Below are 23672 nucleotides of genomic sequence, written 5' to 3'. Positions count from 1 at the left end.
GTGACACGCCAACCCGAGGCCGCGCCCGCAGCGAAGCTGCCGTCGGACACAGCAAATCCCGTCAGGACCGCGTCGCAGTACTCGGAGCCCGCATCCCTCTGGATGCGGGCTCCACTGCTACATCCGGCCGGTGACACGCCAACCCGAGGCCGCGCCCGCAGCGAAGCTGCCGTCGGACACAGCAAATCCCGTCAGGACCGCGTCGCAGTACTCGGAGCCCGCATCCTTCTGAATGCGGGCTCCACTGCTGTGCGTTGGCCCACTGCGCGCGCGAGGCTCGTTGCTGTGTCTTGGGTTGACGCGTCCCCGCGGCGCCGGTAAGTCATCAGCAGGGGCCCTTTATTCCCGGGGGGGGCGCGCATGGTGGCGTCGGCGGCCAGACACAAGACTCGCGCGCTCCTGCGTGCCCATCTGGCGGCCGCGACGGGCTATCGACATGTCATGCGCCACTGCGCGGTCTGTCACCGTCTCCAGCGGCTCGCCATGGAGTCCGCCGCGCCCGCGCTTCCTGACGGCGAGGCCACAACCAACAGCTCCGCTCCGAATCGCACACCAGAAGCGGACAGCGACCCTCATTAGGCGCTATGACCGGAGTTGGCAAGTGGCCAGTACTGTGACGGGTGTCACCGCTCATGTTTGCGGAACGACTCCGCTTACCCCCCACCTACAAACCGCGAATTTGATATGTGCAATTGCACGCTCCCGCAAGCGCTTCCCGCCCGACCCTCTCCAGCCCCCAACTCCGGCCCCACCACACAAAAAAGATCGCGCTGGACTCGGCGGAGTCCAGCGCGATCAAAGTGACTTGCCCCGTGTTGCGGGAGCGTGGGCCCTGTTGGGGCAGGTGCCCGCCGTGTGGAGCGTTGCGAAGCTATGTGGATCAATGTGGAGCTATGGAGCGGGACGACCGGATTGGGGACCCGGGTGTCCGGTTGGGGTTGGTTGGTTGTCAGCTGTGCCCTGGCGAGACGTTCAGGCCTCGCTGCGCTGCTGCGGAATACCCGCAAGCAGTGCGCGGACCTCTGCCTCGCGATACCGGCGATGCCCACCGAGCGTGCGGATGGACGTGAGCTTGCCGGCCTTTGCCCAGCGTGTGACCGTCTTCGGGTCCACACGGAACATCGTGGCAACCTCAGCCGGGGTCAGCAGCGGCTCGGCATCAGGGGTGCGAGCGGTCATGAGCGGCCTCCTCGGGAGAACCGAACCATCTCGGTTCTTTCCTCTAAATTCTGCACCTTGACCCACGTTGCCCGAAATGGCGGACGCGGGCCGAGTCGGTTATAGGACGAACGGCTTGTCCTCGGCACTACAACTACACCATCTGTCCAGCCTCGTCGGCCAAACCGATGGAATTGCCCTCTCAGGTGTTCATCAACGACGGAAGCCGATGGACCATGCCATAGCGGACAGTTACGTCGCAGTGACGATCAGTCACAGGAGCGATCAGGCGTCACGAGACCCCCGATAGAGCGCAATGCAGAGCAATCCACCCTTACTCGGACGGAAGGAGCCCCCTCCGGACTCCTTGTCCTATTTTGACACGAGGGTGGGTGATGGGCGCAAGAGCCCCGTAAGTGCGGTCCGTCACGCTTGAGCGTAAAGAATCCGTATCGGGGCCTAAGTCCCGTGGGCAGGGGACGCATGGCGCCACGCCCGCCGACGGCCCCCGCCACCGCCCGCCGGCGTCCCTGCCGCACGCTCCGGGCGGGCCCGCCGGGCCCGCCCTCAGTTGGCGAACTGGCGGTCCCTGACCGCCCGCCAGCGCTCCGCCAGCCGTTCGTACGCCACGCCCGCCGCCTCGCCGTCCCCGGCCCGCAGCGCCGCGATTCCGGCCGCCACGTCCGCCGCCGACCGGTCGTCGGCGAGCTGCGGCCCGGTCAGCGCGTGCACCAGCCCGCCGTAGTCGAGCTCGACCAGCGAGCGGGGGTGGAACTCTTCCAGCCACCGTCCCACATCTATGAGGCCCTCAATGAGCGGGCCCTCGTCGACCGACTCCCGCAGCGCCTTCAGCGCGCGGGCCAGCCTGCGCCGGGCCTGCACCATCGGGGTCCGGTAGCGCAGGGCGGGCGCCGTGGGGCCCGACTCCTCGTACGCCCGGTACTCGCGCTCGTCGTCGGCGAAGAGCGTGAACCAGCGCACCGGCACCTGCCAGACCGCCGTCCTGATCCACGGCCGGGCGTCCGGATTGCGGTCCCGCCACTGCTCGAAGTCGACTGCGGCCTGCTCACGCACCACCGACGGCAGCACGGCCTCCAGCAGCGGCTTCGGCAGGGTGTCGCCCAGCGACTCCAGGGCCAGCCAGCCGCGTAGCCGGGTGCGCCAGGGGCACACGCACACCACGCCGTCCACCTCCGTCACGAAGGCGTCGGCGCTCTCGTGCACCGGCACCGGGACGGGCGGCGTGGGCAGCAAGTCCGCCAGGGAGCGCCGGAGTTCGTCCTGCGCCGTCGGCGTACGCTCGCGCGCGGCGTAACGCGCCCAGTGGCTTCTCTCCGGCTCCGGGAAGGCGGCCAGGGGCTCGTACACGCGCAGGTAGGAGGCGTAAGGGACGAGGAGTGAAGACACCGCTGGCATGGGGCGAATCGTCCCATGCCCGTACCCCCCGAGAGGGTGATCCTCGGCACTGCGTCGGATCTACGTCGCGGTAGGACTTACTCTCATGCCCAAACAGTCCCTCCCCACCCCCAGGAGGGCCTCTCACCGCTTCGTACTTGGGAGTCACCACCGTGACCGATGTGACCGGAGCCCCTGTCGCAACCGTCGACGCACTGCACACCCTGTTCCACTCCGAGCAGGGTGGCCACGAACAGGTCGTCCTCTGTCAGGACCGCGCCAGCGGGCTCAGGGCAGTCATCGCCCTGCACTCCACCGCCCTGGGCCCCGCCCTGGGCGGCACTCGTTTCTACCCGTACGCCTCCGAACAGGACGCCGTCGCCGACGCGCTGAACCTGTCGCGCGGGATGTCGTACAAGAACGCCATGGCCGGTCTCGACCACGGTGGCGGCAAGGCCGTGATCATCGGCGACCCCGAGCTGATCAAGACGGACGAGCTGCTGCTGGCGTACGGACGGTTCGTGGCCTCGCTCGGCGGCCGTTACGTCACCGCGTGCGACGTCGGTACGTATGTCGCCGACATGGACGTCGTCGCCCGCGAGTGCCGCTGGACGACCGGCCGCTCGCCCGAGAACGGCGGCGCGGGCGACTCCTCCGTACTGACGGCGTTCGGCGTCTTCCAGGGGATGCGCGCGAGCGCACAGCATCTGTGGGGCGACCCGTCGCTGCGCGGCCGGAAGGTGGGCATCGCGGGCGTCGGCAAGGTCGGGCACCACCTGGTGGAGCATCTGCTCCGGGACGGCGCCTCCGTCGTGATCACGGACGTACGGGACGAGTCGGTGCTCCGGATCACCGACCGGCACCCCGAGGTCACCGTCGCCGCCGACACCGACGCGCTGATCCGCGCGGAGGATCTGGACGTCTACGCGCCGTGCGCGCTCGGCGGCGCGCTGAACGACGACTCCGTGCCCGTACTGAACGCGCGGGTGGTGTGCGGTGCGGCCAACAACCAGCTCTCGCACCCCGGTGTCGAGAAGGATCTCGCGGACCGCGGCATCCTCTACGCGCCGGACTACGTGGTGAACGCCGGAGGCGTGATCCAGGTCGCCGACGAGCTGCACGGATTCGACTTCGAGCGGTGCAAGGCGAAGGCAGCGAAGATCTTCGACACCACGCTTTCAATATTCGCACGTGCGAAGGACGACGGGATTCCGCCGGCCGCGGCGGCCGACCGGATCGCCGAGCAGCGCATCTCGGAGGCCCGCCTCCGCTGACGTCCGCAGGGGGGCGGTCGGCCGGTGCCGAGCCGTCGCGTGGCCCTGGGGGAGACGAGACTCACCCCGGTCGGCGGGTCGCCCCTCAAGAAGAGGTTAAAATCGCAGCTGACCAGCGAGGACATTCGTTCTCGCCGGTCCCGCGCCGAGGCGCGTCATGCGGGCGGCGTACCGTATGGCCGCGGAAGCAGGTACCGTTGAAGTCCTAAGGACGGGTCTCTCTGCGGAGAGCTCGTTCTGAAACATGAACGCGTGTCAAGACTCTGGGGCCGTGGAGCCCCGTCACCGAGGGGGTCGAGCCATGGGGCGCGGCCGGGCCAAGGCCAAGCAGACAAAGGTCGCCCGCCAGCTGAAGTACAACAGCGGCGGGACAGACCTGTCGCGTCTGGCCAATGAGCTGGGCGCATCGCCTTCGAGTCAACCGCCGAACGCTGAGCCGTTCGAGGATGACGACGAGGAAGATGACCCGTACGCACAGTACGCGGAGCTGTACAACGACGACGAAGAGGACGAGGAGTCCGGTCCGTCGTCACAGCGCCGCGGCGCTTGACGTACGTACACCTCAAAAAGAAATCACCCATGTGACCCGGTCCGGACTCCCCGGACCGGGTTTCACCATGAGACCGGTGCCTCGTCGGCGTGCCCGGACTAGGCATAGTCCCCGGTCAGCGCCGCGCCCGTGGTGGCGCCGGTGCTCTGCCGGTCCACGATGCCGCCGGCCACCCAGGCGCCCACGCCCCGGTCGGCCAGCGTGGTGAGGGCCGTGTCCACGGACTCCTCGGGGACGACGGCGATCATGCCGACGCCCATGTTGAGCGTCTTCTCCAGCTCCGTACGCTCCACCTGACCCGCCGAGCCGATCAGGTCGAAGACCGCGCCGGGCGTCCAGGTCGAGCGGTCGACCGTCGCGTGCAGATGGTCCGGGACGACACGCGCCAGGTTGTTGGCGAGGCCGCCGCCGGTGATGTGGCTGAAAGCGTGCACCTCGGTGGTCCTGGTCAGGGCCAGGCAGTCCAGCGAGTAGATCCTGGTGGGCTCCAGCAGCTCCGCGCCGAGCGTGCGGCCGAACTCCTCGACCTCGCGCTCCAGCGACCAGCCGAGCCGGTCGAACACGACGTGCCGCACGAGTGAGTACCCGTTGGAGTGAAGCCCGGAGGACTCCATGGCGATCACGACGTCACCCGTACGGATACGATCCGCGCCCAGCAGCCGGTCCGCCTCGACCACGCCCGTACCGGCGCCGGCGACGTCGAAGTCATCCTCACCGAGGAGGCCCGGGTGCTCGGCCGTCTCACCGCCGACGAGGGCGCAGCCGGCCAGCACACAGCCCTCGGCGATGCCCTTGACGATGGCGGCGACCCGCTCGGGGAAGACCTTGCCGACGCAGATGTAGTCGGTCATGAACAGCGGTTCGGCCCCGCACACCACCAGGTCGTCGACGACCATGCCCACGAGGTCGTGGCCGATCGTGTCGTAGACGCCCATCTTGCGCGCCAGATCGACCTTCGTGCCGACGCCGTCGGTGGCGGAGGCGAGCAGCGGGCGCTCGTAGCGCTTGAGCGCGGAGGCGTCGAAGAGGCCGGCGAAGCCGCCGAGGCCCCCGACGGTCTCGGGGCGCTGGGTCTTCTTCACCCACTCCTTCATCAGCTGGACGGCGCGGTCGCCGGCCTCGATGTCGACGCCCGCGGCGGCGTAGGAGGCACCGGAGGATTCAGCTGGCATGGCGGGGAGCTTTCGTGTCATTGCTGCGGAGATTCGGTTCGGGTCCGTGGGTTCGGGACGTGGCTGCGGGCCGCCGCGGCCGTAAGGGGGGTCGCGGCGGGCCGTACGGGCACGTTCACGGGCGCTCACGGCCGGTGTTACGGCCGCCTGAGGGCGTCGGCGGCATCGGCGCCGCCCGCCAGCTCGGTCTCCAGCAGCTGCTTGCCGAGGAGTTCGGGGTCGGGCAGGTCCATCGGGTACTCGCCGTCGAAGCAGGCGCGGCAGAGGTTCGGCTTGGCGATGGTGGTCGCCTCGATCATGCCGTCGATGGAGATGTACGAGAGGGAGTCGGCGCCCAGTGACGTGCCGATCTCCTCGATGGACATGCCGTTGGCGATCAGCTCCGCGCGGGTGGCGAAGTCGATGCCGAAGAAGCAGGGCCACTTGACCGGCGGGGACGAGATCCGGATGTGGACCTCGGCCGCGCCCGCCTCACGGAGCATCTTGACGAGGGCGCGCTGGGTGTTGCCGCGGACGATCGAGTCGTCGACGACCACCAGCCGCTTGCCCCTGATGACCTCTTTAAGAGGATTGAGCTTGAGACGGATGCCGAGCTGGCGGATGGTCTGTGAGGGCTGGATGAAGGTCCGGCCCACATACGCGTTCTTCACCAGTCCCGAGCCGTACGGGATGCCGCTCGCTTCCGCGTAGCCGATCGCGGCGGGGGTGCCGGACTCCGGCGTCGCTATGACGAGGTCGGCGTCGGCCGGTGCTTCCTTGGCGAGTTTGCGACCCATCTCCACACGGGAGAGGTAGACGTTCCGGCCGGCGATGTCGGTGTCCGGGCGGGCCAGATAGACGTACTCGAAGACACAGCCCTTGGGCTTCGCTTCAGCGAATCGGGAGCTGCGGAGGCCGTTCTCGTCGATGGCGATCAGCTCGCCGGGCTCGATCTCCCGGACGTAGGCGGCGCCGCAGATGTCGAGGGCGGCGCTCTCGGAGGCCACCACCCAGCCGCGTTCGAGCCGGCCGAGGACCAGCGGGCGGATGCCCTGCGGGTCACGGGCCGCGTAGAGGGTGTGCTCGTCCATGAAGACGAGCGAGAAGGCGCCCTTCGCGTGCCGCAGGACCTGCGGTGCGGCCTGTTCGACGGTGAGGGGCTTGCCGTCGTCGTCCGTCTGTCCGGCGAGGAGCGCCGTGATCAGGTCGGTGTCGTTGGTGGCCGCGACGCGGGTCGTGCGGCCGTTCTCCTTGGGCAGGTCGGCGACCATTCCGGCGAGCTCCGCCGTATTGACCAGATTGCCGTTGTGACCGAGCGCGATCGAACCGTGCGCGGTCGCCCGGAACGTCGGCTGCGCGTTCTCCCACACCGAGGCTCCGGTGGTGGAGTAGCGGGCGTGGCCCACGGCGATATGGCCTTGGAGTGAGCCGAGGGAAGTTTCGTCGAAGACCTGTGAGACAAGGCCCATGTCCTTGAAGACAAGGATCTGGGAGCCGTTGCTCACTGCGATGCCCGCGGATTCCTGTCCGCGGTGTTGCAGTGCATACAGTCCGAAGTAGGTGAGCTTGGCGACCTCTTCACCGGGGGCCCAGACTCCGAAGACGCCGCAAGCGTCCTGAGGGCCCTTCTCGCCGGGGAGCAGGTCGTGGCTGAGTCGTCCATCACCACGAGGCACGCCACCGAGTGTAGGCGAGATCGACCGCTGGTCCGAATGCGGTACGGAAGTGGGCCATGAGATGGACCCCGCGGCGGGCCGGCGGCGTGTCGCCACCGGCCCGGCCGGGGAGGTCCCCGTTCACCAGCGAGAACCGTGCGGGCACTACTTCGCCGGGGACCCCGCGACGGCGCTGAATCCTTCACCGCCGGCTGTCTTGAGGGTCAGCGCACGGTGGTGCAGCTCATACGTCACCTGTCCGTCGAGCACCTTCATCAGCTCCCGCTCCACGGACATTCCCGGCTCCGGGCACATCCTCTTGGTGGCTTTGACGGCCCCGAAGGTGATCGTGGAGTCCGTGATCTTCGCGGACGCCGAGAACCCGTTGCAGCCGAGGTTGCCGCTCACGGTCCCGTCCTTGGTGAAGGTGAGCGTCGCCTTCGGCGTCTCGCCCTTCTTGTCCTTGGGCAGCGAGCGGGCCGTTCCGTCGGAGACGAGGCTGTCGACGGCCCAGCCGGTGCCGACGAGCGGGGCCGGCTTCTCGGCGGACAGGGCGATGGAGTCACCTCCGGCGGTGGTGAGGGTCAGTTTCTTGTCCTCGACCTTGGCCTTGATCTTGCCGTCGAAGGCGCCGCCGAGGGCCTTCTCGAAGTCCCCGGGCACCCCCGGGCAGCCCATCTGTGTCGACGGCAGCCTCTCACCGACAGTGATCGTGTCACCGTCGACGGTGACCATCGCTCCGACGCCGTTGCAGCCGGTCTCCGCACTCGCCTTGCCCTTGGAGTCGATCTCCAGGCTGGCCCCGGCGGGCACCGCGATCTTCTTGCCGTCGACGCTGAAGCTCTCGATGTTCCAGCGGACATCGGTCAGGGGCAGATCGGTCCGCACCGCGCTGCCGGATCCTCTGCCGGACTCGGTGCCGCAGCCGGCGAGGGCGAGGAGGGCCAGGGTCGTGAGGGCGGTGACGGTGGTCACTGGCTGTTTCTGCATGCCGGTGGGACGAGGCAGGTCCGGGTCCGGTTCCGCACGGTTGTCGCCCGGACCGGCCGGGCCGGGCCCGTTCACCTCATGACCGGCAGCAGCCCGCCGAGGTCCGCGCGCTCGCCGCTCGCGCTGACCTGGGCCGATGACAGCGCCTCGGCCCATGCCGTACGCCCCGTCGCGAGCCGCAGCCAGGTGACCGGGTCAGTCTCGACCACGTTCGGCGGGGTGCCGCGGGTGTGCCGGGGACCCTCCACGCACTGCACGACGGCGTACGGCGGGATCCGCACCTCCGTCGACGCCCCCGGCGCCTTCATCGCGAGCGCGTCGGCGAGCAGCCGTGTGCAGGCGGCGAGGGCCTGCCGGTCGAGGGGGACGCCGAGCCCGACGGCGCGGTTCAGGTCGTCGGTGTGGACGACGAGCTCGACGGCGCGGGTGACCAGGAAGTCGCCCAGCCTCATGGCACCGACCCGGATGGCGACGAGCCGCTCGGGCGGGGCGTCCTTCAGCAGGTCGGTGATCCGGGCGGCCGTGCGCTCGAACAGCTCGGTGGGCTCGGCGGAGGCCGCGTACACCTTGACGTCGTCCGAGATCGCGACGGCCACCGCGGCCGTCGCGAACGCCCACTCCGGCAGCCCCACCTCCACGGCGGGTGGCGCGGGCTGCTCCAGCGCGCGGCAGACGCTCTCGACGCCCATGCACACATGTGCGGTCAGCTCGCGTACGGTCCAGTCGCCGAGGCCGGCGGGGAGGGCGAGCTGGTCGGGGGTGAGGGCGGCGACCGCCTCGCGCACCTGCGCGAACTGGGTGAGGACGGCGGTACGGGTCTTCTCGGAGTCGTAACCGCGTTGCTTGCGCTTCTTGGCCGGGGGCATAGCCGGGAGGCTAATCGAGCCGCTCGGCGGGGGTCGCTTCTTTTCGCGGGGCGATCGATTCGCCCGGCGCGGTGAACGCCTCGCCGTTGGCCGGGACCCCGACGCCCCGCCACGTGAAGGGGATGCCGCGCGCCGTGTCCGGGTCGGGGCCGTCCATCAGCTGGAAGTGAAGGTGCGGCTCGGTGGAGTTGCCGGTGTTGCCGCAGTCGGCGATCCGCCGGCCCGCGCGCACCGTGTCCCCCACGGCGACGGTCACCGAGCCCTGCTTGAGGTGCGCGTACGCGGCGTAGGTGCCCTCGCCCAGATCCAGGATCACATGGTTGCCCAAGATCCACGAAGGGCCCGTGGCCTCCCGCACCAATCCTTCGACCAGCATCATCCAGGCGAGCGCCGGGAACGAGGTGCGGGTCAGATGGTCGCGGCGCCGGTCCAGTACACGGACGACCGTCGCGTCGGCCACGGCCAGCACCGGGGTGCCGAAGGCCGGGTAGTGACCGTTCCCGCGCGCGAGCGGCCACAGCTTCGCGAACGGAGGGCGGGTGTCGGGCTCCGGCGCGACCAGGATGTCGATGGCGTACGTCTGGCCGTAGCCGTGCAGGCCGTGGCTGGGCACCTTGTCCGCCGGACTGTTGTGCGCCGTCCAGCGCCCGGACACCGGCGGTTCCGTCTCGACGGGGGCGCGGGCGGACCGCTTGAGAGCGGTGGAGGTCAGCCGCCCCAGGACCAGGAACGTCACGATCGGGAGCAGGGCCGGGCCGAGGGTCGCCCAGCCCGGCGGACGGAGGCCGGCGAAGACCATGCACAGGGCGAGTACGACGACAGCCAGGATGCAGCGGCGGGCCAGGATCATGGCGAGTTTCCGGACGGACATGGTGCGGGTCACCTCGGTTCTCCGGTGGAGGTCAGTTCCTGGCGGCGGACAGCATCACCAGCAGCGGTACGACGCGTGCGCCCGGCACCTCGTAACGCCCGCGCCCCGTCGTCTGGAGCCAGCCCGCGCCGGTCAGCTGGCGCAGATGGTGGTAGATCTGCCCGGTGGTGCCCATGTCGTCGAGCGCGGCCAGTTCGGCCGCCGTGCGCAGGCCGCCGAGGATCTCGCGCAGCAGCCGCAGCCGCACGGCGTGCCCGAGCGCGGCGAAGCAGTCGACGGTCACCGACCAGTCCGCGTCGAGCACTCCGTCGGTCAGCTCGGTGAACTGCCACCGGTAGTGCTCCTCCGTCGGCAGCCGTACCGAGCCGGTGTACGTCACGCCGCCGCCGGGCGCGCCCAGCTCCGCGAGCTGTTCCTCCAGGTACTGGAGCGGACGGAAGGTGCCGTCCGCCGTCGGCGGCCCCGGCCGCTCCCCTCGCGGCGGCCGGGACGGCGCCCCCGGCTCCGCCCGCTCCAGCGCCGCGAGCCGGCGCTCCAGCTCGGCGACGCGTTCCTCAAGTTCCATGGTGAGAAGTTACGTAATTACGTAATCCAGCGCAAGCCTCTCCGCGTACGGGCACGACGAAGCCCCCGCCCGGTTCGGTGAGAACCGGGCGGGGGCCAAGGCGTTCGTCTCAGGCCAGCAGGGCCTCGATCGTTCCCTCGTGCGCGGTCCGCAGCTCGCTCAGCGGGATGCTGAACTCGCCCTGGACCTCGACCTCTTCGCCGTCCACGACACCGATCCGTGTCGCGGGCAGCCCGCGCGCGCCGCACATGTCGGTGAAGCGCGTCTCCTCGCTGCGCGGCACGGCGACGACCGCGCGCCCGGCCGACTCGCTGAAGAGGGCCGTGAAGGCGTCGAGTCCGTCCGGCACGACCAGCCGTGCGCCCCGGCCGCCCCGCAGGCACGACTCGGTGACGGCCTGGATCAGACCGCCGTCGCTCAGGTCGTGCGCCGCGTCGATCATGCCGTCGCGCGATCCCGAGATCAGGATCTCGCCGAGCAGCTTCTCCCGGTCCAGGTCCACCTTCGGCGGCAGTCCGCCCAGATGGTCGTGGATCACCTGCGACCACGCCGACCCGCCGAACTCCTCGCGGGTCTCGCCCAGCAGATAGAGGAGCTGGCCCTCTTCCTCGAAGGCGATCGGCGTACGGCGCGTGACGTCGTCGATCACACCGAGCACGGCCACGACCGGTGTCGGGTGGATCGCCGTCTCGCCGGTCTGGTTGTAGAGCGAGACGTTGCCGCCGGTGACCGGGGTGCCCAACTGGAGGCAGCCGTCGGCGAGTCCACGGGTGGCCTCGGCGAACTGCCACATGACCGCCGGGTCCTCGGGCGAACCGAAGTTGAGGCAGTCCGAGATGGCGAGCGGCTTGGCGCCGGACGCGGCGACGTTGCGGTACGCCTCCGCCAGCGCGAGCTGCGCGCCCGCGTACGGGTCGAGCTTGGCGAACCGGCCGTTGCCGTCCGTCGCCATCGCCACGCCGAGGTTGGTCGACTCGTCGATCCGGACCATGCCCGCGTCCTCGGGCTGCGCGAGCACCGTGTTGCCCTGGACGAAACGGTCGTACTGGTCGGTGATCCACGCCTTCGACGCCTGGTTCGGCGACGAGACGAGCCGCAGCACCTGCTCACGCAGCTCGGCCGAATTCGCGGGCCGGGCAAGCTTGTTGGCGTCGTCGGCCTGGAGCGCGTCCTGCCAGTCGGGGCGGGCGTACGGCCGGTGGTAGACCGGTCCGTCGTGCGCCACCGAGCGCGGCGGCACGTCCACGATCTGCTCGCCGTGCCAGAAGATCTCCAGCCGGGTGCCCTCGGTGACCTCACCGATGACGGTGGCGATGACGTCCCACTTCTCGCAGATCTCCATGAAGCGGTCGACCTTGTCGGGCTCGACGACCGCGCACATGCGCTCCTGCGACTCGCTCATGAGGATTTCCTCGGGCGAGAGGGACGAGTCACGCAGCGGAACGGTGTCGAGCTCGACCCGCATTCCGCCGGATCCGGCCGACGCCAGCTCGCTCGTCGCGCAGGAGAGCCCGGCGCCGCCGAGGTCCTGGATACCGGCGACCAGCTTCTCCGCGAAGATCTCCAGGGTGCACTCGATGAGGAGCTTCTCCTGGAAGGGGTCGCCCACCTGGACCGCCGGGCGCTTGGCCGGTCCGGTCGACTCGAAGGTTTCGGAGGCCAGCACCGAGACGCCGCCGATGCCGTCGCCGCCGGTGCGGGCGCCGTAAAGGATCACCTTGTTGCCGGTGCCCGACGCCTGCGCGAGGTGGATGTCCTCGTGCCTCATGACGCCGATGCAGCCCGCGTTGACCAGCGGGTTTCCCTGGTAGCAGGGGTCGAAGACGACCTCGCCGCCGATGTTCGGCAGGCCCAGGCAGTTGCCGTAACCGCCGATGCCGGCGACGACCCCGGGCAGCACCCGCCGGGTGTCGGGGTGGTCGGCCGCGCCGAAGCGCAGCGGGTCCACGACGGCGACCGGGCGGGCGCCCATGGCGAGGATGTCGCGGACGATGCCGCCGACGCCGGTGGCCGCGCCCTGGTAGGGCTCGATGTACGAGGGGTGGTTGTGCGACTCGACCTTGAAGGTGACCGCGTACCCCTGGCCGACGTCCACGACGCCCGCGTTCTCGCCGATGCCCACCAGCATCGCGTCGCTCGCCGGGGCCTTGTCGCCGAACTGCTTGAGATGGACCTTGCTGCTCTTGTACGAGCAGTGCTCGGACCACATAACGGAGTACATGGCCAGCTCGGCGCCGGTCGGCCGGCGCTGGAGGATCTCCCGGATCCGGGTGTACTCGTCCTCCTTGAGGCCGAGTTCCTTCCAGGGCTGGTCGACGTCGGGCGTCCCCGTCGCGTTCTTGACGGTGTCCAGGTTCTTGATCGTCATCAGGCGCTTACCAGCTTCTTCAGGATCGAGGTGAAGAACCCGAGCCCGTCGGTACGACCCGTACCGATCAGCGGTTCCACGGCGTGCTCGGGGTGCGGCATCAGCCCGACGACGTTGCCCGCCGCGTTCGTGATGCCCGCGATGTCGCGGAGCGAGCCGTTCGGATTGCCGTCCAGATAGCGGAAGGCGACCCTGCCCTCGGCCTCCAGCTCGTCCAGGACCGGCTCGGCGGCCACGTACCGGCCGTCGATGTTCTTCAGCGGTACGGAGATCTCCTCGCCCGCCGCGTAGTCGGCGGTCCACGCGCTCTCCGCGTTCTCCACCCGCAGCTTCTGGTCGCGGCAGATGAAGTGCAGATGGTTGTTGCGCAGCATGGCGCCCGGCAGCAGATGCGTTTCGGTCAGGATCTGGAAGCCGTTGCAGATCCCGAGGACCGGCATGCCGCCCTTCGCCTGCTCGATGATCGTCTCCATCACCGGCGAGAAACGGGAAATGGCGCCGGCCCGCAGATAGTCGCCGTAGCTGAATCCGCCGGCCAGGACAACGGCGTCGACCTGCTTGATGTCCTTGTCGCGGTGCCAGAGTGGGACGGGCTCGGCTCCGGCGATCCTGACAGCGCGAAGACTGTCGCGGTCGTCGAGTGTGCCGGGGAAAGTGACGACTCCGATACGAGTGGTCACGACTCCACCTTTACGACGAAGTCCTCGATGACGGTGTTGGCGAGGAACGTCTCGGCCATCTCATGGATGCGGGCGAGGGCGGCCTCGTCGACCGGGCCCTCCACCTCCAGCTCGAAACGCTTTCCCTGGCGGACGTCCGCGATCCCGTCGAAACCCAGCCGGGGCAGTGCGCGCTGCACTGCTTGTCCTTGCGGGTCGAGGATCTCCGGCTTGAGCATGACGTCGACTACGACGCGTGCCACTGGCACTCCCGGTGGTGTGGTGCGGCTGTGTGCAGCTGTCTGCGGCTGTGGTTCTGACCGGGGAATCCCCCGACCCCCCGAGTCCCATCAGCGTACCCGTACGCAAAATCTACGCGAGTAGATATCCACACAGTGCCGGACTCTCCACCGATCTCCGTCGATATCGCACCGCGAGACCACTGGGAAAAATCCAGGAAAAAAACTCGCCCCCGCCATTGCCGTCGGACACGCTGATGCAATTGGCTGGGCTTCACAATGCGAGGCGGTTCGCTGTACAAAGGAATATAGCGATGGGTCGCATTGCCCCTAAACAGCCGGAAGGCCGGTATCACCGCACGTCAGCCCTGCTTCAGAAGCATGGGCCGACGGAGCGGGTACCGCATGAAAGGACCGATATCCGTGGCGCAGCGCGTAGTGGTCACGCTCTCCGACGACATCGACGGCGGAGAAGCGGCGGAAACGGTCTCGTTCGGCCTCGACGGGAAGTCGTACGAGATCGACCTCAATCCCGCCAATGCAAAGAAACTGCGCAAGGCCCTGGCCCCGTACCTCGCGGCGGGCCGGCGACAGACCCATGCCGGCAAGAACCGTAAGTCGTACCGGCACACCGCGCTCGCGCCCGACCCGGCGGCCGTCCGCGCCTGGGCGCTCTCGCACCGGATGGAGGTGCCGGCCCGCGGCCGTATCCCCAAGCGGGTCTACGAGGCGTTCCGCGAGGCGAGTTGAGTCACCGGCCGCCGACACGGCCGGACGGGCACGCCGGGGAACGGAGTTGCACTGCACCCCCAGCGATCGGCTAGAGTCTGGAGCACGCCGAAGGGCAAGGCCGAAAAGCCGAACCTCACGCAGCGTGCGGGTGTAGTTCAGTAGTAGAACGCCCCCTTTCCAAGGGGGAGGCGCAGTGTGCGATTCCTGTCACCCGCTCTGCATCACATCGAAGCTTGTTGGTCGGTGGACGATGCACTGCGGACGTAGCTCAGTTGGTAGAGCGCAACCTTGCCAAGGTTGAGGTCGCCAGTTCGAACCTGGTCGTCCGCTCCGAATCGAAGGCCCCGGTCACTTGTGACCGGGGCCTTCGTCGTCTCCGCGCCCCCCGCGATGACATTTGTCATGAGCACTCATGACAGCGCGCACTGCTCCCGGGCCCGATCCGCCGGAAACCTTGAGGGCATGACACGAACTCGGGGAAACCACAGCGCGAGCAGAGCGAATGGGGATGGGAACGTCATCGAGGTGGAGCGGCTCCGGCGCACGTATGCCGGAGGGTTCCGGGCGGTCGACGGGATCTCCTTCACCGTCGGGGAGGGGGAGCTGTTCGCGCTCCTCGGCACCAACGGCGCGGGCAAGACCTCCACCGTCGAGATGCTGGAGGGTCTCACCCGCCCCAGCGGCGGCACCGTGCGGGTCTTCGGACGGGACCCGTACACGGACAGGGCACGAGTACGGCCGCGAACCGGGGTGATGCTCCAGGAGGGCGGCCTCCCGAGCGATCTGACGGTCGAGGAGACCGTACGGATGTGGGGCGGCTGCACGAGCGGCGCACGGCCCGTCGGCGAGGCGCTGGAGCTCGTGGGGATGAGCAAGCGCGCCGACGTACGGGTCAAGCAGCTCTCCGGCGGTGAGAAGCGGCGCCTGGACCTGGCGCTCGCTCTGCTCGGGCGGCCCGAGGTGCTGTTCCTGGACGAGCCCACGACCGGCCTGGACGCCGAGGGGCGGCGGGACACCTGGGAGCTGGTGCGGGAGCTGCGTGCCGGCGGCACCACCGTCCTGCTGACCACGCACTACCTGGAGGAGGCCGAGGGCCTCGCGGACCGGCTGGCGATCATGCACGGGGGCCGGATCGTGGTCTCGGGCACACCGGCGGAGGTGACGGCGACCAGGCCGGCCCGGATCCGGTTCAGGCTGCCCGTGGGGGTGGAGCCGGGGCATCTGCCGCTCACGCTGCGGGCGGCGGCGGACGGCCGGCAGATCACCATCCGTACGCAGGAACTCCAGCGGGACCTCCGTGAACTGCTGCGCTGGGCCGACGAGTCCGGCGTTGAGCTGGAAGCGCTCGACGCACGCTCGGCCTCGCTCGAAGAGGCGTTCCTGGACATCGCGGCACAGCGCACGGGGGCAGCGGCCACCGGTGCGGGCACGGGCAACACGGGAGAGGCGGTAGCGGCATGAGCACGGCAGTCGCACAGAACCGGGAGACGGCCGCCGAGGGCGGGACCACGAACAGGGCGGGACGGCTGGGGGCGCTCGCGCGGGCCGAGCTGACCATGCTCGTACGCAACAGGACGATGCTCTTCATGGCCCTGTTCATGCCGGTCTTCCTGATCCTCTCGACCAAGGCCTCACTGAAGAACGTGGATCTGGGCGGGACCGGGCTGAGCATCACGGAGGTCGCGCTGACGGGCGGCATCGGCATGGTGCTGCTCATGGTCGTCTACATGAACCTCACCTCCTCCTACACGGCCCGGCGCGAGGAACTGGTGCTCAAGCGGCTCCGTACATGCGAGGTGTCCGACCCGGAGATCCTGGCCGGGACCGCGCTGCCCGCCGTCCTGCTGGCGCTCGTGCAGTGCGTCCTGCTGGTCGTCGTCGGGGTCGCGGTCCTGGACGTCAGCGCTCCGCAGCGGCCCGAGCTGCTGGCCCTGGGTGCGCTGGCGGGCCTCGGGCTCATGGCGACGCTGGCCGCCGCGTCGGCGTCGTTCACCCGTACCGTGGAGAGCGCCCAGATCACCACCCTGCCGATGCTTCTGATCTCGGCGATGGGATCGGGACTGTTCGTGCCGCTGGAGGCGCTGCCGGACAAGGTCGCCTCGGTCTGCGAGCTGCTGCCGATGACCGGGATCGTGACTCTGGTGCGGGCCGGCTGGCTGGGCGGCGCTTCGGGCGGCGACCTGCTTACGGCGGGACTGAATACCCTGGCCTGGACGGTGCTGGCGGTGTTCGCTGTCAGGCTGTGGTTCCGCTGGGAGCCGCGGCGCTGAGCGCCACGAGCGCACGGACACGGCGCGGACACGAGCACCGGCACGAGAACCGGCGGGAACACCCCGGCACGGACACTTCGCACGGACACGGACGACAGCCCGGGAGGGACGACATGGCGAGGTTGTGGGCGACGGGCTCATGGGCCGGGAAGAGCAAGCCGGCCAAGGTCGAGATCTACACCCGCTGGTCCTTCCACTCCTTCGCGGCGATCGAGGTGGGGGTCGTCGGGCTGCCGACCCTGTCGCGGGCCGGCTCTCCGGTCGGCGGCTGGTTCCTGCTGCTCGTCACCGCCCATGCGCTCGTGAGCGCCGCCACCAGTTCCTACGGCCTGTCCTGGGCACTCGGCAGGCGGGACCGGCCCGTCCGGCTCATGATCGCGACCGCCCTGCTCACCGCCGGCGGCGTCGTGGCCGCCATGAGCGTGTTCCCCGTGAAACCGGACGTGGACGACGCCCAGTCCGTCGCCTATCTGCTGGTCACCTTCGCGGGCTTCGGCGTCGGGACGCTGGCCATCGGCCTCCGCCGGGTGCGGAGCATGCTGCTGACCGTGCTGGCCGCGCTGGTGGTCGTGGCGGCGGCCGGTCTGGTGTTCGGACTGGGGTTCGGCGCCATCCTAGGCGGTCTGATCGGGGTGCTGGCGGCGGCGCTGGCCCTGGTCTTCGCCTGTGGCTTCTCCGTCTGGCTGGCCAAGTCCGTGTGGGACCTGGACAGCGCCCGGGAACTCCAGGCGCGGCTCGCGGTCGCCGAGGAGCGGCTGCGCTTCGGCCGTGACATGCACGACGTCATGGGCCGCAATCTGGCGGTGATCGCGCTCAAGAGCGAACTGGCCGTGCAGTTGGTACGGCGCGGGAGCACGGAGAAGGCCGCCGAGCAGATGGCCGAGGTGCAGCGGATAGCGCGGGAGTCGCAGCGCGAGGTGCGGGCCGTCGTACGGGGGTATCGCGAAGTGGATCTGCACACCGAACTGGAAGGCGCGCGGGGCGTGTTGGAGGCCGCCGGCATCGGTTTCCAGCTGGATCTGGAGGGGGCGGTTGTCGGGGCGCCCGCCGGGGCGACCGGCGAGGGAGCCGGTGGGTTGCCGGGTCGGCTGCCCGGTGGACTGACACCCGAGGTGCAGTCCGCCCTCGGGTGGGTGGTGCGGGAGGCCGCCACGAACGTGCTGCGGCACGGGGACGCGCGGCGCTGCACGGTACGGCTGACGGTACGGGAAGGGGGCGACGCGGTGCTGGTCGTGGAGAACGACGGACTGCCCGAACAGAGGGTCCTGGCCCGGGTGGGCTCGGGAGGCACGCCCAGGACGGCCGGGGCCGGGCTCGCCGGGCTGCGCGAGCGGCTGGCCACGCTGGGCGGCACACTCGACGCGGGCCCGGTGGCCGGTACGCGCTTCCGGCTCACGGCGCGCGTGCCGCTGCCGGCGCCGGCGGAGTCCACCCAGCCTGTTACCGCGACCGCCGGCGAGCCGGCGGCGCACGGGTCCGTCTCCGACGAGGTGACCGCGTGAGCGGCACCGGGCAGCCCGACGCCGCGTCGGCCCCTCTCGTACGCGTCCTTCTCGCCGACGACGAGCATCTGATCCGCGGCGCGTTCGCCGCGCTCCTCGGCCTGGAGGACGATCTGACCGTCGTCGCCGAAGCCGCCTCCGGGCCCGAGGCGCTGGCGATGGCGCTGGCGCACCGCCCGGACGTCGCCGTACTCGATCTCCAGATGCCGGGCGCCGACGGTGTGAAGGTCGCCACATCGCTCCGTACCGAACTTCCCAGCTGCCGCACGATGATCGTCACCAGCCACGGTCGGCCGGGTCATCTCAAGCGGGCCCTGGCGGCGGGGGTGCGCGGCTTCGTACCGAAGACCGTCAGCGCCCTCCAGCTCGCCGAGATCATCCGCACCGTGCACGCCGGAAATCGGCACGTGGACCCGGAGTTGGCCGCCGACGCGATCTCTGCCGGGGACTCGCCGCTGACCGTGCGCGAGGCCGAGGTGCTGGAGCTGGCCGCCGACGGGGCGCCGATCGCCGACATCGCGGCGTGGGCCTCGCTGTCACAGGGCACCGTACGGAACTACCTGTCGTCGGCCGCGTCCAAACTGGGGGCGGAGAACCGGCATACGGCGGTGCGTCTCGCCCGCGAGCGCGGTTGGGTATAGTGGGTGGCGCGCCACGGCGTATGCGGACGTAGCTCAGTTGGTAGAGCGCAACCTTGCCAAGGTTGAGGTCGCCAGTTCGAACCTGGTCGTCCGCTCAGCACAAGAACCCCCGGCCGGATCATCGGCCGGGGGTTCTTCGTCGTCCTGCTGTCCGGCGTCGGTTACCAGCGCGTGCCGGTGAGGAGTTCGTACGCCTCCAGATACTTGGCGCGCGTCGCGTCCACGACCTCGCCCGGCAGCTCCGGCGGCGGCTGCTCGCTCGCGCGGTCCCAGCCCGACGCGGACGAGGTCAGCCAGTCGCGTACGTACTGCTTGTCGTACGACGGCTGCGCGTGTCCCGGCTCCCAGCTCGCCGCCGGCCAGAAGCGCGAGGAGTCCGGGGTCAGCACCTCGTCGGCGAGCACCAGCCGGTCCTCGGTGTCGAAGCCGAACTCGAACTTCGTGTCGGCGAGGATGATGCCCCGGTCGCGGGCGATGTCCCGGGCGCGGCCGTAGACGTCGAGCGTCGTACGGCGCAGCAGCGCGGCGGTCTCGGCGCCGACCTGGCGGGCGACCTCCTCGTACGACACGTTCTCGTCGTGGTCGCCGACCGCGGCCTTCGTGGCGGGCGTGAAGATCGGTGCCGGCAGTTCGGAGCCGTCGACCAGGCCCTCGGGGAGGGCGAGGCCGCAGACGGTGCGGGTCTGCTCGTACTCGGCGAGGCCGGAGCCGGTGAGATAGCCGCGCGCGACGCACTCGACCGGGGTCATCCGCAGTGACTGGCAGACCAGTGTGCGGCCGGCCCAGTCGGCGGGGGCGCCGTCCGGGAGGTCGGTGGAGACGACGTGGTTGGGCGCGAGATCGGTGAGCCGGTCGAACCACCAGAGTGAGAGCTGGGTCAACACCCGGCCCTTGTCGGGGATTTCGGTGGGCAGGACCCAGTCGTACGCGGAAATGCGGTCGCTGGCGACCATCACGAGATCGCCCGCCTCGTTCCGGTACAGGTCGCGCACCTTGCCGGTGTGCAGATGCACCAGACCCGGGACCTGAAGCGGCTCGGGCTTCTCTACGAATCCGGACACGGTTCCTCGTTCCTCGCCGTGGGAGTTTCCGATTCCGATTCTCCCGTATGCGCGGAGTCGGGTGTGCGCGGGGGCGAGGGGGGCTCGGACCGCCGGCTTCGGTTCGTGCTCAGTCGCGCTTGCAGATGCGGTCGAGGAGATTGGCCGTAGCCCGCTGGACGCGCGCGTCGACATGGCCGGGGCGGTCCAGCGCGGGCGACCACGCGAAGGTGCCCGAGGCGAAGACGAGGGCGCCGGAGGGGGCCCGGTAGAGCGAGGTCTCCTGGTGGCGAAGGGAGTTCTCGCTGTCCCGGTACGGCGAGTGGGCCAACAGCATCCGCTCGTCGTGCTCGGGCAGCGCCGTACGCGGGAAGTAACGGTCCGCCTCGCCGGCGACCAGGCCGGGGATCTCGTCGCCCTCGGAGGCGCCGGTGGCGTCCCAGAACCAGTGCTCCGCGTTCCGTACGACCATCGGGTGCGGCTCGGGGACCCGGCCCACGTACTGGATTCCGAGCAGCTGCTGCTCGGGCCTGTCCACCTCCCGCCAGAGGGCGGGGCGGCCGGGGCCGTGGCGCTTGCGGCAGGTGAGGAGGCGGCCGGGGACGCCGGAGGGGGAGGGGCCCAGCTCCATCTGCCAGTACATGGTGTTGGCGGAGAGGAAGACCAGGGACGTGCCGTGCTCGCGCGCCCGCTCGACGGTGCGGCGCATGGGGAGCGACCAGTACTCGTCGTGGCCGGGGAAGACCAGCCCCCGGTAGCGCGTCGGGTCGATCAGACCGGCGTGCAGATCACGGGCGTCCGCGTAGGCGATGTCGTAGCCGTAACGCTCGGCCCAGCGGATGAAGTCGTAGGCGTGGCCGACATGGATGGGCAGGCCGGCGCCCGCGTACGGACGGTCGAAGGAGACGGTGATCGCCGCGTCCTCCTCGCCGAGGAGCCGGCCCTGCTCGTCCCAGGCGTGGTAGAGGCTGGCGCCGAGGTGGCCGTCCTCCGGGTAGAGGTTGTACGCCTGCCAGGTGATGTCGGGGAGCAGGAGGAGCAGGTCGGCGGGGTGGCTGTCGCGGACCGTGAAGGGGACGTGGGAGCGGTAGCCGTCGGTGGTGGTGAGGACGGCGACGTACGCGCCGAGCGACCAGTACGACGGGATCTGGAGGCGCCAGGAGAGCCACCAGTGGTGGCACGAGACCGTACGCTCGGCGGCGAGCGGGGCCGGCTGGACGATGCCGGAGAGGCGGGGGCTCGTGGTGATCTTGCGGGCGCCCTCGCCGCCGTAGTGCCCGATCCGGTAGACGTCCACGGAGAACGGCTGGGGCGGATCGACGGTGATGTGGAAGTCGATCGACTCGCCGGGCGCGGCGGCGCCGGTGGAGGAGAAGCCCTTGATCTGGCAGTGGACGTCGTCGGCGGTGCGGGGGCCGCCCCTGTCGCGCCCGAGCGTCGGGTCCGCGTACCAGGGGACGACCTGGCCGGTGTCGTCGAAGTAGGTCTCGCTGCCGCGCAGCCAGGGCACCGGTCCCTGGCCGAAGGGGTCGGAGACGGCGTGGGCGAGCGCGCCCGATTCCCACCGTCGGATGTGATCGGCGCACATTGGCGCGCCCCTCCCTGGATGCCCCGTGCAGGTGTTGATGGTTGATCGACTGCCGTTGTGCGGACCGCTGTTGGGGGGACCGAGTCGGCGCCGGTCTCCAGCACATCACATAACGCACGCACTCCGTCACCGTTCGTCGCGAATGGAACTGACCGGAAGTGGGCGGAAGGGGTGGGAAGCACCCGAAACGCCTGGCTCCGGTCTCGCGTGCCCGTTTCGCCGGTGGAGTGGTGACCGACTTCACACCAGACGGACCGGCTTCTCCGGTCGTACGCCCGTCGCGGCCAGCCACTGTCGCAGCGGCTCCCCGTCGCCGTCCTCCACCAGGCTCAGCACCCCGCCCGCCAGATCCGTGCGGCGCTTGCCGTCCATCAGGAGAGCCGGGCCGTCGAGCCAGTCGAGCCCCGGGGCCGCGCCCGCCGTGTCGACGGCGGCGCAGCAGACCATCGCGGTCACGTGGTCGGCGAGCAGCTCTCGGCCCGTACGCGGCGGCATGAGCGGGAACAGCGGCAGCGGGTCCGAACCGCGGAGAGCCAGGGCGTCGCCCGCGGCTTCGGCGGGCTGGGGCGCGCTCGGGGCGGGCGGCGCGGCCTCTGCCTCCTCGCGCGCCACCTCCGCGCTGATCGCTGCGGCGAGGGTGTCGCCCGCCTCCTCGCCCTGTCCGGCGAGATGGTCCATGACCCGGTCCAGCGTGGGTCCGGGCAGGGCGGCGTCGGCCGTGGGATCGCCGGGCCGCGCGGGGCGCCGTACACCCATACCGTCCAGGACGCGGTGCAGCCTGGCCGCTTCCGTACGCCACTTGCGGTCGACGACCTCTTCCGGATACTGCTGCCAGTCGACCGGGGACCAGTCCGGGCCGGAGGCGGCCGGGCCGCCGTGGAAGAGGCGCGCGGCCAGCAGGGACGCGGCCTCGTCGACCGCGCCGGGCTCTTCGAGCAGATCGCAGGCGGGGCGCTCACCGAGCCGGGACGCGAAGCCCTCGGCCAGCCGGTCGCGCCGCGAGAGCTCGGTCAGCGCCGATACGACTCCGACATCGAGCCGGGACGGCCAGCGGCCCATCCGCCAAGCGGGCAGGGCGACGCGGGTCAGCAGCCGGTCCCAGCCCGCGTAGGCGAGGCCGACCTGCTCCTGGGCGACGATCCGCAGGCCGTAATCCACACTCTGGGCACGCTCGGACGCGGCGGACGCGACACCGCGCTCCATCAGGGCGGCGTGCTCGGCGCAGGCGCGCAGCATCAGGCGGGCGATCCGGCCGATGACGGCCGACGCGGCCCGGCGTATCAGCCCCAGGTCCTTGCGGCCGGCGAGGGCAACGGTGGCGTCCAGACCGCGTACGAAGCGGCGGGCGGCGGCTATGTCCGGTTGCGACGCCGGTCCCGTACCGGCGACGACCGGGGCCAGCACGGCGCGCAGCTCGGCGACGCGCATCCACCAGAGGAAGGGGGAGCCGATCACGAGGACGGGCGCGGCGGGCGCGGCGCGGCGACCGGCGCCGTAGGTGCCCGCGAGAGCGCCGTGAGTGCCTGCCGGGGCGCCGTGGGTGCCGGGTGAGGCGCCTGGGGTGAGTGGGTCGTGCGGTCCGTTCGGGGAGCCGGCGCCGTTTCCGGGCGATTTGGTCGATGCGTCGGCGGGGGCGTGCGCGGGGTGCGTACGGTCTTCCAGCCAACTGTCGCAGTCCGGCGTCAGCGCTATGGACGAGGGTGCGGGCACGTCGAGCCGCTCGGCCAGCTCCCGCACCAGGCGGTAGAGGTCGGGGGCGGACCGCTCGGCGATCTCCACGGTGGGGCTGAGGGCGGGTCTGGCCCTGGCGATCACGGCCGCGACGGCAGCCGCGCACAGCAGCACGACGAGGGCGACACCACTCACGATCCAGCGCGCGGCATCCCAACTCCCGCCGGTGAGACGGCCGGTGGCACCGCCCGCGAGCAGGACGACCGCCGCGGCGGCGGGCAGCAGAGCGACGGCCGCCGCTCTGCCGCGCACGCGCAGCACAGCGAGGGCCCGGACCCGGGCGCCCTGGGCGCCGATCTCCTCACCAACACCTGAACCGGACACGTCCGGATCTCACCCCCTCTGCCAGCACTGCGGCGGATTTGCTCACTCCCCCACTGTGGCACCCGCCACTGACATCGCAATGCCGGTGGGCCAAGTGCCCGAA

22 protein-coding genes and 3 tRNA genes are annotated in these 23672 nt (G+C 70.3%); 11 read left to right on the top strand and 14 right to left on the bottom strand.

The window, feature by feature from the left end; translation table 11 throughout:
- Nucleotides 1-360: 360 nt before the first annotated feature.
- A complete protein-coding gene (locus tag ACIBBB_RS32675; RefSeq protein ID WP_398988458.1) occupies nucleotides 361-579 on the top strand; it encodes a DUF6274 family protein in 219 nt (72 codons plus the stop codon).
- 393 nt (nucleotides 580-972) lie between these two features.
- Here the strand turns inward: ACIBBB_RS32675 and bldC are convergent, their stop codons facing one another.
- Together bldC and ACIBBB_RS32665 are read right to left on the bottom strand one after the other, a co-directional pair.
- Complete coding sequence (gene bldC / locus ACIBBB_RS32670) at nucleotides 973-1179, bottom strand: developmental transcriptional regulator BldC (protein ID WP_003949541.1); 207 nt, start codon at nucleotides 1177-1179, stop codon at nucleotides 973-975.
- Between the two features lie 546 nt (nucleotides 1180-1725).
- A complete protein-coding gene (locus ACIBBB_RS32665) occupies nucleotides 1726-2574 on the bottom strand; it encodes a hypothetical protein (protein ID WP_398988456.1) in 849 nt (282 codons plus the stop codon).
- A gap of 152 nt (nucleotides 2575-2726) precedes the next feature.
- Between ACIBBB_RS32665 and ACIBBB_RS32660 the strand changes: the two genes are divergently transcribed.
- Both ACIBBB_RS32660 and ACIBBB_RS32655 read left to right on the top strand, forming a co-directional pair.
- Complete coding sequence (locus tag ACIBBB_RS32660; protein ID WP_398988454.1) at nucleotides 2727-3827, top strand: Leu/Phe/Val dehydrogenase; 1101 nt, start codon at nucleotides 2727-2729, stop codon at nucleotides 3825-3827.
- A 301-nt stretch (nucleotides 3828-4128) separates the two neighbouring features.
- Nucleotides 4129-4377 carry a DUF3073 domain-containing protein gene (locus ACIBBB_RS32655; RefSeq protein ID WP_189111161.1) on the top strand — a complete coding sequence of 83 codons (249 nt, stop codon included), beginning with the start codon at nucleotides 4129-4131 and terminating at the stop codon, nucleotides 4375-4377.
- A gap of 98 nt (nucleotides 4378-4475) precedes the next feature.
- On the opposite strand, the gene purM is transcribed toward ACIBBB_RS32655, so the two are convergent.
- From purM to purS, 9 genes are all read right to left on the bottom strand, one after another.
- Entirely contained in the window at nucleotides 4476-5549 is a 1074-nt protein-coding gene (gene purM / locus ACIBBB_RS32650) for a phosphoribosylformylglycinamidine cyclo-ligase (protein ID WP_398988452.1), read from the bottom strand.
- Between the two features lie 137 nt (nucleotides 5550-5686).
- Nucleotides 5687-7204: an amidophosphoribosyltransferase gene (gene purF, locus ACIBBB_RS32645; RefSeq protein WP_398988450.1), complete on the bottom strand. Its 1518-nt coding sequence runs from the start codon at nucleotides 7202-7204 to the stop codon at nucleotides 5687-5689.
- Between the two features lie 144 nt (nucleotides 7205-7348).
- Nucleotides 7349-8158, bottom strand: a complete 810-nt coding sequence (locus tag ACIBBB_RS32640) for an META domain-containing protein (RefSeq protein WP_398988448.1) — start codon at nucleotides 8156-8158, stop codon at nucleotides 7349-7351.
- Nucleotides 8159-8244: 86 nt separating this feature from the next.
- On the bottom strand, nucleotides 8245-9039 hold the full coding sequence (locus ACIBBB_RS32635; protein ID WP_398988446.1) for a sterol carrier family protein: 795 nt from the start codon (nucleotides 9037-9039) through the stop codon (nucleotides 8245-8247).
- 10 nt (nucleotides 9040-9049) lie between these two features.
- Entirely contained in the window at nucleotides 9050-9910 is an 861-nt protein-coding gene (locus tag ACIBBB_RS32630) for a M23 family metallopeptidase (RefSeq protein ID WP_398988444.1), read from the bottom strand.
- Between the two features lie 31 nt (nucleotides 9911-9941).
- Nucleotides 9942-10475, bottom strand: coding sequence for an ArsR/SmtB family transcription factor (locus tag ACIBBB_RS32625; RefSeq protein ID WP_398988442.1), 534 nt, complete (start codon nucleotides 10473-10475; stop codon nucleotides 9942-9944).
- A 109-nt stretch (nucleotides 10476-10584) separates the two neighbouring features.
- The gene (gene purL / locus ACIBBB_RS32620) at nucleotides 10585-12843 is read right to left on the bottom strand and encodes a phosphoribosylformylglycinamidine synthase subunit PurL (RefSeq protein WP_398988440.1); all 2259 of its coding nucleotides are present in this window, start codon (nucleotides 12841-12843) and stop codon (nucleotides 10585-10587) included.
- Complete coding sequence (purQ, locus tag ACIBBB_RS32615) at nucleotides 12843-13523, bottom strand: phosphoribosylformylglycinamidine synthase subunit PurQ (protein ID WP_398988438.1); 681 nt, start codon at nucleotides 13521-13523, stop codon at nucleotides 12843-12845. The genes purL and purQ overlap by 1 nt, the downstream gene beginning before the upstream one ends.
- A complete protein-coding gene (gene purS, locus ACIBBB_RS32610; RefSeq protein ID WP_078076409.1) occupies nucleotides 13520-13765 on the bottom strand; it encodes a phosphoribosylformylglycinamidine synthase subunit PurS in 246 nt (81 codons plus the stop codon). The genes purQ and purS overlap by 4 nt, the downstream gene beginning before the upstream one ends.
- Before the next feature lie 399 nt (nucleotides 13766-14164).
- Between purS and ACIBBB_RS32605 the strand changes: the two genes are divergently transcribed.
- From ACIBBB_RS32605 to ACIBBB_RS32570, 8 genes are all read left to right on the top strand, one after another.
- Entirely contained in the window at nucleotides 14165-14491 is a 327-nt protein-coding gene (locus ACIBBB_RS32605; protein ID WP_398988435.1) for an Lsr2 family protein, read from the top strand.
- Between the two features lie 126 nt (nucleotides 14492-14617).
- Nucleotides 14618-14689: transfer RNA gene (locus ACIBBB_RS32600), tRNA-Gly, on the top strand.
- 41 nt (nucleotides 14690-14730) lie between these two features.
- Nucleotides 14731-14803: transfer RNA gene (locus tag ACIBBB_RS32595), tRNA-Gly, on the top strand.
- 132 nt (nucleotides 14804-14935) lie between these two features.
- Nucleotides 14936-15934: an ABC transporter ATP-binding protein gene (locus tag ACIBBB_RS32590; protein WP_398988433.1), complete on the top strand. Its 999-nt coding sequence runs from the start codon at nucleotides 14936-14938 to the stop codon at nucleotides 15932-15934.
- Nucleotides 15931-16743, top strand: a complete 813-nt coding sequence (locus ACIBBB_RS32585) for an ABC transporter permease (protein WP_398988431.1) — start codon at nucleotides 15931-15933, stop codon at nucleotides 16741-16743. The genes ACIBBB_RS32590 and ACIBBB_RS32585 overlap by 4 nt, the downstream gene beginning before the upstream one ends.
- Nucleotides 16744-16856: 113 nt before the next feature.
- Complete coding sequence (locus ACIBBB_RS32580; protein WP_398988428.1) at nucleotides 16857-18245, top strand: sensor histidine kinase; 1389 nt, start codon at nucleotides 16857-16859, stop codon at nucleotides 18243-18245.
- Nucleotides 18242-18886, top strand: a complete 645-nt coding sequence (locus tag ACIBBB_RS32575; protein WP_398988426.1) for a response regulator — start codon at nucleotides 18242-18244, stop codon at nucleotides 18884-18886. The genes ACIBBB_RS32580 and ACIBBB_RS32575 overlap by 4 nt, the downstream gene beginning before the upstream one ends.
- Before the next feature lie 22 nt (nucleotides 18887-18908).
- Nucleotides 18909-18981, top strand: a tRNA-Gly gene (locus ACIBBB_RS32570).
- A gap of 66 nt (nucleotides 18982-19047) precedes the next feature.
- Here the strand turns inward: ACIBBB_RS32570 and ACIBBB_RS32565 are convergent.
- The 3 genes from ACIBBB_RS32565 to ACIBBB_RS32555 all read right to left on the bottom strand — a co-directional run bounded on the left by ACIBBB_RS32565 (nucleotide 19048) and on the right by ACIBBB_RS32555 (nucleotide 23569).
- Nucleotides 19048-19947: a phosphoribosylaminoimidazolesuccinocarboxamide synthase gene (locus tag ACIBBB_RS32565; RefSeq protein WP_398988424.1), complete on the bottom strand. Its 900-nt coding sequence runs from the start codon at nucleotides 19945-19947 to the stop codon at nucleotides 19048-19050.
- Between the two features lie 109 nt (nucleotides 19948-20056).
- Entirely contained in the window at nucleotides 20057-21514 is a 1458-nt protein-coding gene (locus ACIBBB_RS32560; protein ID WP_398988422.1) for a N,N-dimethylformamidase beta subunit family domain-containing protein, read from the bottom strand.
- Nucleotides 21515-21754: 240 nt separating this feature from the next.
- Nucleotides 21755-23569 (bottom strand): hypothetical protein, encoded by a 1815-nt coding sequence (locus ACIBBB_RS32555; RefSeq protein WP_398988420.1) that lies wholly within the window; start codon nucleotides 23567-23569, stop codon nucleotides 21755-21757.
- Nucleotides 23570-23672 lie beyond the last annotated feature (103 nt).

Source organism: Streptomyces sp. NPDC051217 (assembly GCF_044455465.1).
In the GTDB taxonomy this organism is placed as follows: Bacteria; Actinomycetota; Actinomycetes; order Streptomycetales; family Streptomycetaceae; genus Streptomyces.
The sequence above is the reverse complement of the archived record's forward strand: the minus strand, read 5'-3'. Positions and strand labels throughout refer to the sequence as shown.

Excerpts from the sequence above, each read along its gene's own strand:
- ACIBBB_RS32655 (WP_189111161.1), top strand. The coding sequence starts at position 4,129 with ATGGGGCGCGGCCGGGCCAAGGCCAAGCAGACAAAGGTCGCCCGCCAG.
- ACIBBB_RS32590 (WP_398988433.1), top strand. The coding sequence starts at position 14,936 with ATGACACGAACTCGGGGAAACCACAGCGCGAGCAGAGCGAATGGGGAT.
- ACIBBB_RS32630 (WP_398988444.1), bottom strand. The coding sequence starts at position 9,910 with ATGTCCGTCCGGAAACTCGCCATGATCCTGGCCCGCCGCTGCATCCTG.
- ACIBBB_RS32625 (WP_398988442.1), bottom strand. The coding sequence starts at position 10,475 with ATGGAACTTGAGGAACGCGTCGCCGAGCTGGAGCGCCGGCTCGCGGCG.
- ACIBBB_RS32665 (WP_398988456.1), bottom strand. The coding sequence starts at position 2,574 with ATGCCAGCGGTGTCTTCACTCCTCGTCCCTTACGCCTCCTACCTGCGC.
- bldC (WP_003949541.1), bottom strand. The coding sequence starts at position 1,179 with ATGACCGCTCGCACCCCTGATGCCGAGCCGCTGCTGACCCCGGCTGAG.
- ACIBBB_RS32580 (WP_398988428.1), top strand. The coding sequence starts at position 16,857 with ATGGCGAGGTTGTGGGCGACGGGCTCATGGGCCGGGAAGAGCAAGCCG.
- ACIBBB_RS32675 (WP_398988458.1), top strand. The coding sequence starts at position 361 with ATGGTGGCGTCGGCGGCCAGACACAAGACTCGCGCGCTCCTGCGTGCC.
- ACIBBB_RS32560 (WP_398988422.1), bottom strand. The coding sequence starts at position 21,514 with ATGTGCGCCGATCACATCCGACGGTGGGAATCGGGCGCGCTCGCCCAC.
- ACIBBB_RS32635 (WP_398988446.1), bottom strand. The coding sequence starts at position 9,039 with ATGCCCCCGGCCAAGAAGCGCAAGCAACGCGGTTACGACTCCGAGAAG.
- ACIBBB_RS32585 (WP_398988431.1), top strand. The coding sequence starts at position 15,931 with ATGAGCACGGCAGTCGCACAGAACCGGGAGACGGCCGCCGAGGGCGGG.
- purM (WP_398988452.1), bottom strand. The coding sequence starts at position 5,549 with ATGCCAGCTGAATCCTCCGGTGCCTCCTACGCCGCCGCGGGCGTCGAC.
- purL (WP_398988440.1), bottom strand. The coding sequence starts at position 12,843 with ATGACGATCAAGAACCTGGACACCGTCAAGAACGCGACGGGGACGCCC.